Origin of the sequence: Vibrio fortis, assembly GCF_000695685.1 — a bacterium.
Lineage (GTDB): Bacteria > Pseudomonadota > Gammaproteobacteria > Enterobacterales > Vibrionaceae > Vibrio > Vibrio fortis_A.
Genome location: NZ_JFFR01000027.1, coordinates 63,419 through 79,314, shown reverse-complemented (window position 1 = coordinate 79,314; position 15,896 = coordinate 63,419). Strand labels below are relative to the sequence as shown.

At 42.7% G+C, this 15,896-nt stretch carries 17 protein-coding genes; 9 read left to right on the top strand and 8 right to left on the bottom strand.

Annotation, left to right across the window (positions count from 1 at the left end; genetic code table 11):
• From VFDL14_RS06560 to VFDL14_RS06570, 3 genes are all read left to right on the top strand, one after another.
• Positions 1–612 (top strand): hypothetical protein, encoded by a 612-nt coding sequence (locus VFDL14_RS06560; protein ID WP_032552349.1) that lies wholly within the window; start codon positions 1–3, stop codon positions 610–612.
• Positions 613–824: 212 nt separating this feature from the next.
• Positions 825–1,790: a porin gene (locus VFDL14_RS06565; RefSeq protein ID WP_032552348.1), complete on the top strand. Its 966-nt coding sequence runs from the start codon at positions 825–827 to the stop codon at positions 1,788–1,790.
• 555 nt (positions 1,791–2,345) lie between these two features.
• Complete coding sequence (locus tag VFDL14_RS06570) at positions 2,346–2,678, top strand: DUF3316 domain-containing protein (protein ID WP_032552909.1); 333 nt, start codon at positions 2,346–2,348, stop codon at positions 2,676–2,678.
• A gap of 150 nt (positions 2,679–2,828) precedes the next feature.
• Here VFDL14_RS06570 and VFDL14_RS06575 read toward each other — a convergent pair whose 3' ends face one another.
• From VFDL14_RS06575 to VFDL14_RS06585, 3 genes are all read right to left on the bottom strand, one after another.
• Positions 2,829–3,773 (bottom strand): RDD family protein, encoded by a 945-nt coding sequence (locus VFDL14_RS06575; RefSeq protein WP_032552347.1) that lies wholly within the window; start codon positions 3,771–3,773, stop codon positions 2,829–2,831.
• A 170-nt stretch (positions 3,774–3,943) separates the two neighbouring features.
• Positions 3,944–4,411 carry a GNAT family N-acetyltransferase gene (locus tag VFDL14_RS06580; protein WP_032552345.1) on the bottom strand — a complete coding sequence of 156 codons (468 nt, stop codon included), beginning with the start codon at positions 4,409–4,411 and terminating at the stop codon, positions 3,944–3,946.
• A gap of 49 nt (positions 4,412–4,460) precedes the next feature.
• Entirely contained in the window at positions 4,461–4,766 is a 306-nt protein-coding gene (locus VFDL14_RS06585; protein WP_032552908.1) for an NIPSNAP family protein, read from the bottom strand.
• A 262-nt stretch (positions 4,767–5,028) separates the two neighbouring features.
• Between VFDL14_RS06585 and VFDL14_RS06590 the strand changes: the two genes are divergently transcribed.
• A complete protein-coding gene (locus VFDL14_RS06590; RefSeq protein ID WP_032552344.1) occupies positions 5,029–5,364 on the top strand; it encodes a DUF4870 family protein in 336 nt (111 codons plus the stop codon).
• A gap of 123 nt (positions 5,365–5,487) precedes the next feature.
• Here VFDL14_RS06590 and VFDL14_RS06595 read toward each other — a convergent pair whose 3' ends face one another.
• From VFDL14_RS06595 to VFDL14_RS06615, 5 genes are all read right to left on the bottom strand, one after another.
• Positions 5,488–6,114 carry a LysE family translocator gene (locus VFDL14_RS06595; RefSeq protein ID WP_032552343.1) on the bottom strand — a complete coding sequence of 209 codons (627 nt, stop codon included), beginning with the start codon at positions 6,112–6,114 and terminating at the stop codon, positions 5,488–5,490.
• A 128-nt stretch (positions 6,115–6,242) separates the two neighbouring features.
• Positions 6,243–6,632, bottom strand: a complete 390-nt coding sequence (locus VFDL14_RS06600) for a carboxymuconolactone decarboxylase family protein (protein ID WP_032552342.1) — start codon at positions 6,630–6,632, stop codon at positions 6,243–6,245.
• A 59-nt stretch (positions 6,633–6,691) separates the two neighbouring features.
• Positions 6,692–7,048, bottom strand: a complete 357-nt coding sequence (locus VFDL14_RS06605; RefSeq protein ID WP_032552341.1) for a MerR family transcriptional regulator — start codon at positions 7,046–7,048, stop codon at positions 6,692–6,694.
• 39 nt (positions 7,049–7,087) lie between these two features.
• Positions 7,088–7,270 (bottom strand): hypothetical protein, encoded by a 183-nt coding sequence (locus VFDL14_RS06610; protein WP_032552340.1) that lies wholly within the window; start codon positions 7,268–7,270, stop codon positions 7,088–7,090.
• A gap of 28 nt (positions 7,271–7,298) precedes the next feature.
• Positions 7,299–7,913, bottom strand: coding sequence for a LysE family translocator (locus VFDL14_RS06615; RefSeq protein ID WP_032552339.1), 615 nt, complete (start codon positions 7,911–7,913; stop codon positions 7,299–7,301).
• A gap of 309 nt (positions 7,914–8,222) precedes the next feature.
• Between VFDL14_RS06615 and VFDL14_RS06620 the strand changes: the two genes are divergently transcribed.
• Genes VFDL14_RS06620 through VFDL14_RS06640 form a run of 5 tightly spaced genes read left to right on the top strand, consistent with a single transcriptional unit; the run spans position 8,223 to position 15,866 of the window.
• Positions 8,223–9,590: a TolC family protein gene (locus VFDL14_RS06620; RefSeq protein WP_235201744.1), complete on the top strand. Its 1,368-nt coding sequence runs from the start codon at positions 8,223–8,225 to the stop codon at positions 9,588–9,590.
• Positions 9,591–9,592: 2 nt separating this feature from the next.
• Positions 9,593–10,753, top strand: a complete 1,161-nt coding sequence (locus VFDL14_RS06625) for an efflux RND transporter periplasmic adaptor subunit (protein WP_050487450.1) — start codon at positions 9,593–9,595, stop codon at positions 10,751–10,753.
• Complete coding sequence (locus tag VFDL14_RS06630; RefSeq protein ID WP_032552338.1) at positions 10,743–13,898, top strand: efflux RND transporter permease subunit; 3,156 nt, start codon at positions 10,743–10,745, stop codon at positions 13,896–13,898. Before VFDL14_RS06625 ends, VFDL14_RS06630 begins: the two co-directional genes overlap by 11 nt.
• Positions 13,888–14,574, top strand: coding sequence for a response regulator transcription factor (locus tag VFDL14_RS06635; RefSeq protein ID WP_032552337.1), 687 nt, complete (start codon positions 13,888–13,890; stop codon positions 14,572–14,574). Before VFDL14_RS06630 ends, VFDL14_RS06635 begins: the two co-directional genes overlap by 11 nt.
• Complete coding sequence (locus VFDL14_RS06640) at positions 14,571–15,866, top strand: sensor histidine kinase (RefSeq protein WP_032552336.1); 1,296 nt, start codon at positions 14,571–14,573, stop codon at positions 15,864–15,866. Before VFDL14_RS06635 ends, VFDL14_RS06640 begins: the two co-directional genes overlap by 4 nt.
• The last annotated feature ends 30 nt before the right edge of the window (positions 15,867–15,896 follow it).

Below are 15,896 nucleotides of genomic sequence, written 5' to 3'. Positions count from 1 at the left end.
ATGCAATACATCAGCCCAATTTATGACGAGCGACGCAGCGGCCGCGTCTTTGATACATTCATTATTTTACATAGCTTCTTACTCACACTAGTCGTCGCTTACATTAGTATTCACTTTGACTCTCACACCAAAGAGAGCTCTGTACTTGAGATCAGCCAAGTTGCTATCCTCTTAGGTACCGCGCTAATTAGTTACATTAAAGCCCAAGAAAGTCGTGCCTTTTCATCGATATTGAAAATTCATGCTCTGCTCATGCTACTACTCGTGTCGAGAGAGCTGGACCAAGTATTTGAGTTGTTCCTATTTCATGGCTTTTGGAAGGTTCCCGCTGGTGCCATAGTGGCAACAATTACCTATCAAATGTTCTCTCACCGAAAAAGCGTAATTGTTGCAGCGAAACGATTTACAGCAACCGATAGTTTCCTTGTTTGGATAATCGGTGTTTTTATGTTCCTTATATTTTCTCGAATTGCTGGCTATAAAGGGTTCTGGATGGAGTTTTTAGGGGATGGCTACAACAGAGATATAAAAACACTGGTTGAAGAAGGACTGGAATTCTTCGGTTATTCTTTTCTTCTCTCAAGCATCATATTACTGAGAGAAAAAATATAATCATATCTATTGTAGCAAAGCACTTTCCGTTTGTTGTAACCGAACATATATCACTTTGTATAATTGTTCGACAAATAACAAAATAGAATAGTTTATTCCAAATACTTGTGCTTATTATTTACCATAGTGAATTGATAATTACTCACTTTTAAATAACCCATGTGTATAGATAATTACTTCAACTTCAAACACAATGTAGTGGTAATTAAAATATGGATAAGAAAATCATTTCTCTGGCGATTGGTGCCGCAATCTTTGGCTCTGTAGTTAATGCAGCACAAGTTTACTCTGATTCAGAAACTGAACTGAATATTCACGGCAGAGCTCAAGGTGCTTACTACTTTTCTAGCGATAAAAACATCGACGGAGACCAAAGCTACATCCGTGTTGGCCTAGACGGTAAATCTCAAATCAATGATGACCTATACGCATTCGGTTTGTACGAACTGCAATTCAAATCTAACAGCGATGCGAATAACGATGACGAGTTCGACGTACGTAAAGGTTACGTAGGTGTGGGCTCTGAATTCTGGGCTGTAAGCTACGGTCGCCAATTTGGTGCAGTAACACTAGTGTCTGATTACACAGATATTTTCCCAGAGTTTGGTAACGAAGCTGCAGGCGTAAGTGCTGATGTATTCGGTACCGGCCGTTCAGATTCTGTATTCAAGGCAACGAGTTCTTACGATGCTCTTAACGTACACGTAAGCTACCAAGGCGAAAACGATCAAGTTTCAACTGATGCCTCTTCATACGGCATTGCAGCAGACTACGCACTGCCATTCGGCGTAAAAGTAGCACTGGGCTACAACGAAGGTGAAGGCGCTGCAGCTGGTGCGGATTCTGAGCTTGTAACGGCAGCAGTTTCATACACTTATGAAGATCTGTACGCTGCAGTGCTGTTCAGCGATGGCGAGAACTGGGAAAAAGACGGTACAGATAACGGTGTTGATTACGAAGGTATTGAAGCAGTCGTTACTTACCAGGTAACTGAAGAGCTTAACGCTCTTATCGGTTACAACAACCTAGAGAAAGACGGCGTAGAGACAGTTGATTACTACTCGCTAGGTGGTGAGTACAACCTAACACCTAACTTCAAGACACTTGCTGAGTACAAGATCACCGACGTAGATGGTGAAGATGATGTTTTAGCATTAGCACTTCGCTACTCGTTCTAATATAAATCAGCTAACCAAAAGCCCACTTATTGTGGGCTTTTTTATATTTTAAGACAGTTTCATGCAATTATTACCACAATGTATGGCTATTTATTATCGAGACAAACCACTGTATTTAAACTATTATCTTCTGCATTGACTTTCCCCACTGCCTTTGAAAGTTACTTATTAACTCCGAAAGATTCGAGCAGCAATTTATTGCTGCTCTTTTTTTATCCATTAATTTCCCACCCCCGCCAATCTTATTGCCTTACATATAGAGATTAAATAAATGCTACGGTTATAGCGAGCGTATACCTGTAGCTTTGTTATCACAAGACGATCTCACCATACAATCGCTGATATAAGATCTATAAAGTACATCAAACCAACCCTTTCAACGTTAAAAACTCAGCCACATTTGGGGCAAAAAATGGAAAACCAAGTTTTCATTCGTGTATTTTTGGCATCAGTGAAAAGAGCAATGTGATATTTATCACATTTATATTTTGCATAATAATGGCGTTGTACCGAGGCAAAGCGCCTCAAGAAAACAAATTATTTGAGGATTACATTATGAAACGCATTATTACTCTTGCAGCAACTCTAGCATTCACTTCTGCTTCTTTCGCTTCATCTTCTTGGGTTCAAATTGATCGTGAAGCCGACCTAAATGTGGGCGTTTTTACAACTCAAGAACAAGCACAAAGCGCTGCTGAAGAGTTTGCTTCTTCACTAAACACAATGAGCAATCAAGAACTAAAAGCGGCACTACCAACGAATCAACATCACTTTGTACGTAACGTACGTCTAGGCGATTCAAATGTACTAATTGAACAAATCGAAAGTGGCAAATATCAAGCAAGCCTACACCAAGACTACGCTTTCACTGCGTTTGAGCGTGATTAATAAACAATAGAAATAAAAACGCCAGCTTGAAAACTGGCGCTAGAGTTTCTTAAATAGCCCTGTTATCGAAGATGTCCAAACTGGCTTCTTCGATGACAGAAACTAAAAAGCACAACCAATACTAGTAGTACGTGGTCCTACGAAGCATTACTATTCCTTGGGGTTAAAACGATATGTTTTGCTATTCCAATTAGACCAAATGCCAATATCGTAGCCATAGGAAAGAGTCACATTCATTACATCCTTATCGATAGATTCTGGATAACTAAAAACCACTTCCTGAGCAATTGCTTGAGCTATAGACTCATTGAGAACATCGTCTTCTACCAGAGTTACGCTCACATCTACGTACGTTGTAGTTCTAGAGCCTGTTTCTGAAGAACTGAAATGACGTGTCCCAGACGCAACGTAAGATGATGAAACAACATCAAAGTCATTCAAAATCTCTTGCGTAACAGTTAAACGATCCACAGTCTCCTCTTCTGAGAAAAATGCAGGAACCACTGTCAATAACGATGCCAACGTAACAATAATGATTAAGTGTCCTTTCCACACTTTCGTCGGGGCTACGGCGGGTGCACTATTTAGATTAACTACGAATGACCCAACGATGACGTCATGCAAAGTCTGACGCGTCACTTTATTGAAGATATAAAGGTACACTGTCCCAAAGAACACAGCTATTACCAGAAAAGATACAATCGTATCAGTAAAAGGCAGCATCATCTCACTACTGGCCGTTACACTCCCAAGATAGTAAGGAATTGAGAAAATACAGTATCTCGCTAATGATCTTGGAAAGCTCAGTGTTTTGTTGTTGGCGTCAACAACCTTTATGTTGGTCGCATTCTTACCTAAGGTTTGTCCGCCCATTAACGAACTGTTAAAAATACTAAAGTAAGAGATAGATACAAGCGCGCCAACAGCCCAAGCAAGATCGCCGAGTTGAATGAACTGTTGTTCAAAAAAACTACTTAGGACGAACCCTACACCACCGAGGATTAACGAATCGATAATAAGTGCGAAGATTCGTATGCCAAAGTTGCAAACCCATGGTTTCCCGTCGATTATCCTGCTTTCTTGACTCATTTCCATTTTGTATAACTCAAGCCTGTTTTATAATTTTAGAGTTGCGATTACAACAACACCTCCCAGAAAGCGTCAATCTAAGTCTTTAAAATTAGTGACTTAAAGCAGAATTTATACTCTATTTAATAGTGTGTATTACTAAATATGTTGAAGGCTATTCGTGTTTTAATCCTTAGCTAGAACCGTGCACGCATAATATGTTGCGGGCCCGCAGCGCCTCCGAGATACAGCTCATCGGTCTTTTCAAAACCACCCTTTTCATAACAAGCAATCGCACCAGGGTTCTTCAGGTTTACGGTTAAATAGATGAACTCAAATGAGGAATAGTGCTCTTCGAGATACGGAAATAGAGCCTTCACAGCGCGTGTACCAAGCCCTTTACCTTGTTGATTCTTATCTAACGCGAACGCTCTTAATCCAATACCTGACTCTGGGCAAAACTCGTAACTTTCGCTATAGGCAATATCTAATTTAAAAAATCCGACAACTTCATTATCTAGCTTAATAATATGTAGGTGAGTCGTTTCACTACCATCTTGTAAAAAGTCTTCTGCAGTCGCTGCAAACTTAACCTGTTCTTCAGCTAACTTGACCTTCTTTACCGGCTCAATTTGAGCTTCAGTGAGTCGCTCGATAGTGACCATATCTGTCTAATTCCTATGTCAATCGTGAATGTATGAGCGCTAATATCTGTTATTTCAGAACCGGACGGAAAAAGCTGCGTTCATAACTCATAATACAATCCACCTTGTCGGCAAAAGCAAAAGCCTCAATACATTCGGGATCGTTTAGAGATTTAATTCGATAATCTTCGTAAGCCGTCAAACTCTCAAAAGTGAATAGTGCCAACGCAATGTTGTTCGCCCCCTCAGAAGGCAAGAAGTAACCATTATGTTGACCACCAAATTTTTCCACCAGTGGTATCCACATCTTGGCATACTCTTCGAACTCTTTTACTTTCTTTGGATCTATCACATAGCGAACATAACAAGTGATCATACGCATTCAGTCCTTTCGTTGCGTTTATTGATTCAGTCAGAGTACCTCAGCGGTAAAAAGAACTCTAATCACTGTATAACTTAAATTTCTCTCCATTTTTCGCACAGTGATTTTCCTCTCCAACCTCAACCGAGTAAAAATTCTGCGCGAAATACAAAATATATCACACCGCTAAATGCAACATATGCAACTAATCACAAACCAGTAAACATTGCTTCCAGATTGCCCTAGCATATTAGTGTTTAAATTAACAAAGGAATCAATGAATACTGGATTATCAGAAGCTGAGAAGAATGCGAAAACTCATGCGATCGTCGCATACGCGCTTATGCTACTAGGCTTCTTTACCGGCATTAGCTTTCTTGCAGGTGGTATTTGGGCAATGGTTAAAAAATCAGATGCTCAAGGGACTATCTTTGCTGATCACTACGACAACATCATTAAGACATTTTGGGTTTCGATTGTACTCAGCATCGTTGGCTTCCTAACTGTCGTTTTTGTAGTGGGCTACGTATTACTGCTTGTTGCTTTCGTATACACACTTTGGAAGCTAATCGCTGGCTTAGCGAAAGTCACTTCAGATAAGAGTTTTAACTAATCAATTCAATATTAAGTCGACGTTATTGCGACGACTTCACGAGTCTTTCCAAATTACACCAAGGGCGTCATTAAGACGCCCTCTTTCATTGATTACTATTCGCGGCACTTGCTGCAACAGCACTTATCGCTGCTTCATGAAAGCCACAGCCAGCCCTGATGATACAAAGGTCACGCCTGCGCCAATATTAAGCCCTGTCACTAGCTTAGGCTTATTTCTAAACCAATCAGACAGCTGGGATGAAAACACACCCATTAAGCTAAAACCAATTGCCGTTAGCAAAGCAAACCACACACCATAACCGATCATCTGTATTGTCACAGAGCCCAAGCTTGGGTTAACAAATTGAGGGACGAAAGCGAGCACGAACATGCCCGGTTTTGGATTCAGCGCAGCCGAAAGGAACCCGGTTGAAAATATCACCTTCAGAGATTGCTTTTTAGCTGGCTCTAATGAGAACAGATTACGTGAACGAAGCACTTTTACGCCGAGCCAGATAAGGTAAGCAGCGCCCACCAGTTTCACCACGTAAAAGGCCACTTCAGAGGTTTGAATAACCAATGTTAAGCCGAACGTAGCCGCTACGACGTGAAACAAAATCCCAGCGCCCGACGAGAATCCAGACATAATGGCGGCAAGCCGGCCTTGGCTCAACCCTCTCCCAATAGCGAGCAAATTGTCCGGCCCTGGCGAAATCACCAGCAGTAGGCAAGCCAGCGTATAGGTAATGAATACCTCTAACGGAAACATATAACCTCCTTGTTTTATGATCTTATTCGCTCAATTCTGTATAAAAATAAAGCAATTGAGTTCCCTAACCTAAATCATCAGGTCTGAAACAACAAGCTCACACCGATGTAAATGCCATGTGTTAAGCATCAACTCAATTGATATTCAGAACGCTCGGTTAGAACCTCCTTAAACGCAAACATGCCATTCAAAGCCGCAGGGAATCCGGCGTACACCGACATTTGAAGGATCACCTCTTTGATCTGTTCTTCACTGCAACCTACATTAAGTGCAGCATTCAAATGAACTTTTAGCTGAGGGGCGCAATTGCCCAAGGCTGTTAATGCAGCAACTGTCGCTATTTCGCGGGATTTCAGATCAAGTCCTTCACGTGCGTATATGTCACCAAATGGGTACTCAATCGTGTATTTGGCTAAGTCAGGGCAAATATCTTGTAAGCTTTCGATAACATTCTGCCCCGCTTCTCCATCAATCTTGGTCAGTAGCTCTAGACCTTTATCAAAACGTGATGTTTCCATGGTTGTTCTCCTATTGGTTCTAATAAGAGAAAAGCTTACAAGTTAGAGTTGACTCTAAGTCAACCAACTTTGTTGTTTTTATAAAGGTCGATTTTGTTTTCTAATGCAGTAAGGTGTGACTGTTGCTGCTCAATATGAGCTTTGAGATTCTGCTGATGTTTCTCCAGCAAAGCTTGGCGCTGCAGCAATGTACTTGTCCCCTGTTCTCTCAAACTCGCGTATTCCAGAATCTCTTCCAGTGGCATAGCGGTCTCTTTTAGACGCACCACAAACTCGATCCACTTTTGATCCTTCGATGTATAAGCACGATGTCCACTAGAGGTTCGTTGAACATTTTTCAGCAAACCGATTTTCTCGTAGTACCGTAACGTATGAGCAGACAAACCCACCAAGTTAGAAAACTCTTTAATATTCATCGTACTTCTTCCTAGCAGGCTTAGCTCTTTAAACGTAAATCACACGGGTTCGATGACGAGGTTTACATCTGGACTAGCCGAAGAAAACACCACATCAGCGCCTTCGCTTGATTCCAGCGTGAATTCAGCGCCAGACTCTACATGAAAGCTCAATTTAGCTTGGTCCAATTGAACCGTGATTTCGCCTGATTCAGGACTTACATTCTTAAATGTCTTTTTCATTTCAAACTCCTTTCGAGTAACGGGTAAATTATTGACGACTAATTAATAGGTTTGCACCTGACAGTGCCAAAAAGGAAGCACATGCCTTGTTAAATCGTTTGGCCATTTTCGGCTTGGTGAACCACTGTCTTAGGTAAATTCCAAATATAGCGTAAAGAGATATCGCGCCTAATTCCAAGACTAAAAATGTAAGCCCAAGAATCAAAAACTGCTCGTTTACATTGGCCGTCACATCGACAAACTGCGGAAGAAATGCAGTAAAGATAAGAATCGCTTTCGGGTTACCGGCCGCCAGTAAAAACTCTTGTTTAGCTAACCCTAAACGACTCTGAACAGTATCGATTTCTGATATAGGGCTTGCTTCAGAGCGCCAGAGATTAAAAGCTATCCACAACAGGTAGCCAGCACCTACAACTTTAATGGTGAGAAACAGCGTTTGAGATGCATACAAAACCACAGCTAACCCTGAAGCAGCCAACCCAATCATGACGGCAAACGCCGCAATTCGACCGAGACCCGCCACAAAAGCAGACTTGAAACCGTAACAACGCGCATTATTCATCGAAAGTAAGTTATTAGGGCCAGGCGTCATATTCAGAGCAAAACACGCAGGGATAAAAAATAGTAACTTCCAGATTTCCACTACTTTTCCTTAATGATCTTCACGCCTGTTAAAGCGATCGCTGAAAACAATTCAATCAAAAACAAAGAGTAACAAGTTTCATAAGCCACGTATTAGCCATTGTTCGTATTTGTTGGTTTCTTCAAATTTATAAAATTAAACAATGAATAAATAGAATGAGACCTTGACCTTTATAGTCGTAGAACTTGAACAATAATCGGCCGAAAATAGTGGGTTGATTAACAACTTAACCGCACAATAAGCTCAATTTCACCTCCAATTTACTTCTCGCACGTTATATCTACCCCATTGATACCGGAGTTAGATACGATGTTAATAAAAATGAGTCCTCTTGGATTGGCGACACTTTGCAGTCTGGCTTTCATATCAGGCTGTTCTTCGTTTAACCCACCTAACCACTCTAAGAGCAACCTAAACCCTCTTATTCCCACTCAATGGGACAATGCCCAACCCTATGTTAACTCCAACTTTTCAACTCAGCTTTTAGAGCTGGTGAATAATGATGAGTTATCAGCACTTGTGTTCGAGACATTAGAGAGCAACTACGACCTAAGACAAACTGCCTTGCGATTACAACAAGCTGACTTGCTCGCTTCACAAAGCAGTAATTACCTTCAACCTAATTTGTCTACCAACTACCAAGCATCACGTGACAAAAGCTCGGCAATCAATAACAACCATAAACTCTCCTTGGATTTAAGCTGGGAGTTGGATGTTTGGGGCAGGCTTGCCGACAAGTCTAGCGCAGCATCATCAAGAGCACAGAGCGCGCAGCTAGATTATCTTTATGCTAGGAACTCTCTTGCAGCAAGAGTGATCCAGGCTTGGCTTGATATTCAATACCGAGCTGAAATCATTAATGTTGAAAAACAATGGATAGTAAGCCTTTTAGATACCGAAGAAGTGATTACATCTCAAGTGCTCGACGGCTCTAAAGAACACGCAGACCTTGATACAGCAAGAGCAGCAACTGAAAGAGTGAAAGCAGGGTTAGTTTCTCGACAACAGCAACAGCTTGCTGCGATCCGAGACCTAAACGCTCTGCGCGGTAATATCAGTAAAGACCATCAAATTTTATCCCACTCTTTGCCAAGCGTCCCTTCACCGATATTGAAATTACCGGGTGAGATGGTGGGCTCTCGACCAGATTTACTGGCTGCCTATCAGAGCTTGATGGCCGCAGATGCTGAGACATCGATAGCCTACAAAGAACTGTTACCCAAAATCACCTTAAGCGCTTCACTGTATCGATCAGGGGAGTCGCCTAACGCGTTGAGCCAGAACCCGTCTCTCTGGAACTTAATGGGAGGGATTACTGCTCCCATTTTTAATCAAAATTCAATCGAAACTAACGCCAAAGTCACAGCACTAAAGGCACAAGAGTCCTTCATCAATTACGAAAAAAAGCTTGTCTCTGCGCTCACAGAGGTGAGTACCGCACTCGATAAAGAGTACTACTTAACACTCCAAGAGCAGCACTATAAAGATGCCAAAAAATATTCGAATTCCAGTATGAAAAATTACGAAAACCTATACCAAGAAGGGGCCAGTGACATCATTGCGTTACTGGTTGCCAAGCAATCTGTCTATCAGTCAACCATCCAGCTTTTACAAACTCAACAAGCTCGTTTTTCTAATAGAGTCTCGTTGGGTCTGGCACTTGGCATGGGAGTGTAAAGATGGAATTCGCAAAAAAAAGTACATTGTGGATCTCCCTGTGTGGCGTTCTCTCATTGCCTTTAAGCGTTTACTACGTGCTAGGCTCACAGCCTGACGACTTTAACGAAACACTCGTTCAACAGACAGAAAATGAGGTGAAAGTCACCACCGTCACCCTCACGGCAGGCACCCACACACCCACCATAAGAACATTTGGCAATGTTACCTCTGACGAACAGCTGTCGCTAATTGGACAGGTATCTGGCGAAGTGACCTGGAAATCTCCAAACTTTAAAGTTGGACACCTTGTGAAACAAGGGGATGTATTACTAAAGATCGAAGACACAGCATATCGAGTTGCACTAGCGAACGCCAAGAAGGTGCTCGCTGAAGCGCATCTCGCGCTGCTTCAAGAGCAAAGAAAACAGAGCCGCGCTCTAACAGAGTGGAAGAAATCTGGTATCAACCAAGAACCGAACCCTCTTGTGTTACGCGAACCTCAACTTGAGATCGCGAGAGCAAATCACATCGCAGCAAAAGAAGCCGTCGAAGAAGCCAAAGTTAACTTGGCGCGAACCCAAGTCATCGCGCCATTTGATGCAGTTGTCAGCGAAGCCGTGATAACAAAAGGAAGCTATATTTCGCCCGGTTCAACGCTAGGCCGGATACAATCAACGGAGTTTGCCGAGATCCAAGTTTCCTTGTCAGAGAACGAATGGACTCAACTACCTTCTGAGCTCGAATCAACCGAGGTTCTGATGCGATCTCAAAGCAACCATGCTCATACTTGGTCGGCTCAAGCAATGCAGCTGTCAGAGCTTGTCGATCCAATAACAAGAATGAGAACACTGACACTTAGGGTTAAGTCTCCGCTAACACAATCCCCCGCTCTGCTTTTCGGTAGCTTTGTTGCCGTCGAAATCAAAGGGAAACCATACCAAAACAGCTTTGTAATCTCATCATCGTCACTCACCGCTGACGGTGCACTCTGGTATGTCAAAAATGGCAAACTTAAGCACTTTCAACCCAATCTTATTTTCAGTTCAACCGACAGCATTGGTATAGAAAAAGGTGCAATGGAAACAGACATAGCGCTGGTTTTAAAGCCTCTATCTCAGTTTGTAGACGGAATGAAAGTCGCGTCAGTGGCACACCTGCCGGAGCCAAGCAATGAACAATAATACTCAAGCGAAAGGCGTGATCGCATGGTTTGCTTGTAACCCCGTCGCTGCCAACCTATTAATGGTTTTAATCCTTGTCGCCGGTGCCTTTGCGGTTTACCACGCTAGAATCGAGAGTTTCCCGAGCATTCCACCAACATCTATCACTGTCAGCGTAAGTTATGACAGTGGCTCTGCCAGCTCAGCAGAAGAAGGGGTCGCTCTGAAAATCGAAAACGCCCTGCAAGGCGTAGAAGGCATCAAGAGCCTATCGAGCACCTCTACGGGTGATGACGTAACCGTCACCATAACAAAATTGAGTAATTACACACTGGATGCTCTCTATCAAGACGTTAAAACAAAGGTTGATTCGATCAGTGATCTCCCCTCTAGCGCGAAAAAACCGGTAATAACCCGCCAACTCGAGCTTGAAGATGTTATTTCAATCAACCTGTATGGCGATATTGACCAAGGTGTGATCCAAAACTACACCGATGACCTAAGGTTGAAACTTCTGGCTTCACCCAAGATACAGAAAGTCGACTACATAGGTAGAAGAGACGAAGAAATCGTCATCGAAGTTGATGAAGGTAAACTAATCGAACACCAGTTAACCTTAGAAACAGTCGCCAATCAGATTGCTGCGGAGTCGCTAAACCAAACCGGAGGCCAGCTCAAAAGCAATCAAGGCACACTCATTTTAAAAGCGGAGCAGCAAAAATACAGCGCACACCAATACGCAGACCTGCCAATCAAGCACATGACCAATGGTCATGTATTGCTGTTATCAGACATAGCAGAAGTGAAAGAACAGTATGCAGATAATAGTGCGCGAACATACTATGAAGGCCATGCTTCTACAGGTTTGACGGTTAAAATGTATGGCAAGTCAAACATCAATGATGTTGCACGTACCGTACGTGATATAACGAATACCTACCAAGCCACACTGCCCCCCGATATACAAATCACCCTTTGGAACGATCAAAGTGAGCCGATCAAAAGTCGCCTATCGCTGCTGCTTGATAACAGCTTACAAGGCATCTTTTTAGTGATTCTGCTACTTGCTCTATTTCTCAACATTCGCGTCGCATTTTGGGTTGGAATTGGCCTACCTGTTACCTTTGGCGGAGCCATGGTGCTGATGGGAGATTCCTTTTGGGGACTCACACTCAATGAACTCACCACCTTCGGTTTTATTATGGCACTTGGTATTGTGGTCGATGATGCAGTAGTCATTGGCGAAAGTATCTACGAACATAGAGAGAAACATGGCGCAAGCTTACAATCGACAATTTCTGGCGCACAAAAAGTTGCCACACCCACAACGTTTGGTGTGTTAACAACAATGGTGGCATTTATGTCGATGAGCCTGATTGAGGGAGAACTCGGTAAGATATTCGCACAATTTGCTCTTGCTGCGGCTTTCTGTCTCTTCTTTTCATTAGTAGAGTCAAAGCTAATACTGCCAGCCCACTTAGCACATGTACGTATGGATTCACGAGCTAAATCCGGACTGCCTTTGTTGTGGAATAAGCTTCAGCAACGAGTGCTTTTAATGCTGAAATATTTCACTTTTCATATCTACAAACCTTGTTTGAAAAAGGTCTTAGATTATCGATATGCCGTAGTGTGCGTTTTCCTTTCCCTATTTGTTCTGATTGCAGGCACCTTGGTAACAGGCAAACTAAAAACCGTATTTTTCCCCGAAATATCAACCGACAACATTACGATTGATCTGGCTTTTCAGGAAGATGCCGGCTTCGGCTTAGTGCTATCAGAAACCGCTAGAGTCGAATCGATCGCTAATCAACTAAGCCAACAATTAACGGAAGAATTTGGATTGTTGACACCCCCGATCCAAAGTGTACTCACCGATGTATCTGAGCAAAGTGCGCAGCTTATCATCGGGCTTTCTAGCAACGATGAAAGACCCTTTTCAGCAGCTTATGTGGCTAAAGAGTGGCAATCCTTAGTTCCAACACTCGAAGGGATTGACAGCGCGATCTTTGCGGCTGATATGATTACAGACAAAGCAATAAGCATTGAATTACGCAGCAAAGATAAAGAGACAATAGAGCAAGCAGGACGCAATCTCACTACCTATTTGAGTAACATCGATGGTGTATTTGGTATTAAAGGAACGCTTTCACAAGCGCAGACCCAAATAGATATCAATGTAAACCCATTGGGGCAGTCTCTTGGTTTAACCACATCGAACCTACTTCAACAGCTAAATTTCGCTTATCAAGGATATGAGGTACAGAGCTTTCAAAAAGGTGAACATGAAGTAAAAGTTAAAATTCAATACCCAGAAGAGAGGCGCAAATCCATCGCGGACCTTAACTACGCAAAAATTCGACTGAGCGATGGTAAGGTTGTCCCTCTTACTTCTGTGGCAGATATCTCTACCCGTTATGTCTCCAAAAACATAGAACGTATCGATGGCGAGCGAGTGAATGTGATCACTGCTGACGTAGATAAAGAAACAACGTCTCCTGATCAAGTATTCTTGAGGCTCGAGAACACTGTGTTTAAAGAGCTGAAAGACAACTATCGCGACCTTCAGATAGTTATCTCAGGCCAGCAGAAAGAACAGGAGGAGATTTCCAACTCTTTTTACAGCGTGTTCACCATTGCTCTCATCGGGATCTATGCACTGCTTGCCATCCCATTGAAGTCATACTTTCAGCCAGTTTTGATCATGTGTACCATTCCATTTGGTATTATCGGCGCGCTGCTTGGACATTTGATTCAAGGAATACCAATGAGCATTTTGTCGCTGTTTGGAATACTGGCACTGACAGGGGTTGTGGTTAACGACAGCCTGCTACTAATTTCTCGCTTCAATACAATGCGAGCGGGAAACTTTGATAGCCGCCAAGCGATCATTGAAGCAGGAACTGGCAGACTAAGAGCTATCATACTTACCTCTGCAACCACCTATTTTGGCTTGGTTCCCCTACTCTCTGAGACCTCTCCTCAGTCTCAGTTCCTTATCCCTGCAGCAACATCTATGGGTTACGGGATATTATTTGCGACGGCCATAACCCTTATTTTGGTACCTGCATTAGTCATGATCCAAGAAGACGCGAAACAAATCGGAAGCAAACTGATGAGTTATCTATTTAACAATGGCCAAGAGGCGCAACAACATGAAATCTGAACCTTTGATTAATGTTCTATTAGTTGAAGACGATAAAGACCTAGCCGCCTCGGTCGCTGAGTATTTACAGTATGAGAACATACACTGCGATCATGCCTACAACGGATTGGGCGGTTACACACTCGCAAGTCAAAACTACTACGATGTAATACTCCTTGATCTAATGCTGCCCAAGATTGATGGCCTAACCGTATGTCAAAAGCTCCGAGAAGAAGGTTCAGATACCCCAATCCTGATGCTAACAGCAAAAGATACCTTGGAAGATAAAGAAGCTGGCTTTCATTCCGGTACGGATGACTATCTGGTGAAACCCTTTGCCATGAAAGAGCTCGCTTTACGAATTAAGGCACTTTCTAAACGCAGAAGTGCGCAATCCAAGAAGCTAGTCGTGGGTGATCTCATCTACGACTTGCAGACCCAACAAGTAACTCGCGAATCACAGCATATTGAGCTTAACCGACTAAACCTAAAACTGTTACAGCTTCTCATGCGCCGTAGCCCGAATATCGTATCCCGTGCAGAGATAGAGCAATACCTATGGCCAGACGACAGCCCAGAAAGTAACAACCTAAAAGTCCAGCTGTACCAACTAAGACAGAAGATCGACAAACCCTATTCGTTCCACATGATAGAAACCAAAATCGGCCAAGGCATACGCATTAAGAGCGAAGTATGAAATTAAAACGCGCGATCTCTTTAAGAAGACATTTAACCTATTTTTTCCTGACGATTTCAATCATCAGTGCTTTTCTATTTGGTGAGCTTCTCATTCGTTACTTTGAATACGGGATCGAGGACTCAGTGAAAATGAGAATGCTGACCGAATGGCGAGCTTATTCCGAAGCTTACGAAAAGGACAATACGCTCCCTCTTCCAAGCTCATACGTGGTGTCGTTCCACTATGACAACTTGCCTCCAATGATCATCAATGACCTCAATGTGTTTGAGGGCCTAGAGATGGAAAATGAAGAGTTCAAAGTCATCGATGTCGATGAAGAATTGGATAATAATATCGAAGATGACATCACAGTTGGCATCTATAAATTTGAGAAGCCTAATGGTCGCGCAGTCTATGCAGTCGTAAAATACGACTATCGACTCATTAGCGACACAATCGATGTTTGGTTCGACAGTCGCTTCAACATTATCTTGCTCATAGCTTCCGCCTACGTTTTTATCATTTTGGCGGCACTCTCTTTTTTCAGCTACAAAATAGGCAAAAGAACGGAACAACTGGTCGACTGGGCAGGCAAGGTCTCAAACGATCTCACCTCAAACCCAGTACCTAACTTCAAGTTCGATGAATACAATCGTGTCGCATTGTTTCTCGAAAAAGCATTACGACGAAATGCAAGGCTAGCCGAAAGAGAGAAACGTTTCTTATCTCATGCCAGCCATGAACTTCGAACACCCATTGCCATTGTTCGCGCCAATATGGAGATCTTAGAACGCGTTGATTTACCGAGTAATTCAATGAGATCGATCCAACGAATTGATAGAGCCAGCAAAAACATGCAGCAAATTGTAGAAACAATGCTGTGGCTAGCTCGAAAGAGCAACATGGCCCCAGCAGTGAAAGAAGTATCCATACCATCTATGCTAGATAACGTGATAGAAAGCTCGATGTACTTAATCAACGCCGAAGACGTCTCTATTACTCAAGATTACGCGCATGCACCAACTATCCTCTTGCCTAAAGGCCCTTTTGAAATCGTCATTGGCAACTTAGTTCGAAATGCCTTCCAATACACCTACATCGGGCAGATCAGCATTCGATACGAGGATAACTGTATTGTCGTTGAGAACTATAATTCACAAGAAATTGGTAGCCAATTTGATGATGGCTTTGGTCTTGGACAAGACCTGAATGGAAAAATATGCACCAAACTTGGCTGGCAGCTAGAGACAGATGAGTCACAAGGTCGTTTCATCGCGAAGTTACACTTGCCCCTAGTAGATGTGCAATAAAATTAAGGATTGGTACGAACCAATCCTTAA

Bases quoted from the DNA above. Each gene is read 5' to 3' on its own strand.
- VFDL14_RS06560 (WP_032552349.1), top strand. From the start codon at position 1: ATGCAATACATCAGCCCAATTTATGACGAGCGACGCAGCGGCCGCGTC.
- VFDL14_RS06565 (WP_032552348.1), top strand. From the start codon at position 825: ATGGATAAGAAAATCATTTCTCTGGCGATTGGTGCCGCAATCTTTGGC.
- VFDL14_RS06570 (WP_032552909.1), top strand. From the start codon at position 2,346: ATGAAACGCATTATTACTCTTGCAGCAACTCTAGCATTCACTTCTGCT.
- VFDL14_RS06575 (WP_032552347.1), bottom strand. From the start codon at position 3,773: ATGGAAATGAGTCAAGAAAGCAGGATAATCGACGGGAAACCATGGGTT.
- VFDL14_RS06580 (WP_032552345.1), bottom strand. From the start codon at position 4,411: ATGGTCACTATCGAGCGACTCACTGAAGCTCAAATTGAGCCGGTAAAG.
- VFDL14_RS06585 (WP_032552908.1), bottom strand. From the start codon at position 4,766: ATGATCACTTGTTATGTTCGCTATGTGATAGATCCAAAGAAAGTAAAA.
- VFDL14_RS06590 (WP_032552344.1), top strand. From the start codon at position 5,029: ATGAATACTGGATTATCAGAAGCTGAGAAGAATGCGAAAACTCATGCG.
- VFDL14_RS06595 (WP_032552343.1), bottom strand. From the start codon at position 6,114: ATGTTTCCGTTAGAGGTATTCATTACCTATACGCTGGCTTGCCTACTG.
- VFDL14_RS06600 (WP_032552342.1), bottom strand. From the start codon at position 6,632: ATGGAAACATCACGTTTTGATAAAGGTCTAGAGCTACTGACCAAGATT.
- VFDL14_RS06605 (WP_032552341.1), bottom strand. From the start codon at position 7,048: ATGAATATTAAAGAGTTTTCTAACTTGGTGGGTTTGTCTGCTCATACG.
- VFDL14_RS06610 (WP_032552340.1), bottom strand. From the start codon at position 7,270: ATGAAAAAGACATTTAAGAATGTAAGTCCTGAATCAGGCGAAATCACG.
- VFDL14_RS06620 (WP_235201744.1), top strand. From the start codon at position 8,223: ATGTTAATAAAAATGAGTCCTCTTGGATTGGCGACACTTTGCAGTCTG.
- VFDL14_RS06625 (WP_050487450.1), top strand. From the start codon at position 9,593: ATGGAATTCGCAAAAAAAAGTACATTGTGGATCTCCCTGTGTGGCGTT.
- VFDL14_RS06630 (WP_032552338.1), top strand. From the start codon at position 10,743: ATGAACAATAATACTCAAGCGAAAGGCGTGATCGCATGGTTTGCTTGT.
- VFDL14_RS06635 (WP_032552337.1), top strand. From the start codon at position 13,888: ATGAAATCTGAACCTTTGATTAATGTTCTATTAGTTGAAGACGATAAA.
- VFDL14_RS06640 (WP_032552336.1), top strand. From the start codon at position 14,571: ATGAAATTAAAACGCGCGATCTCTTTAAGAAGACATTTAACCTATTTT.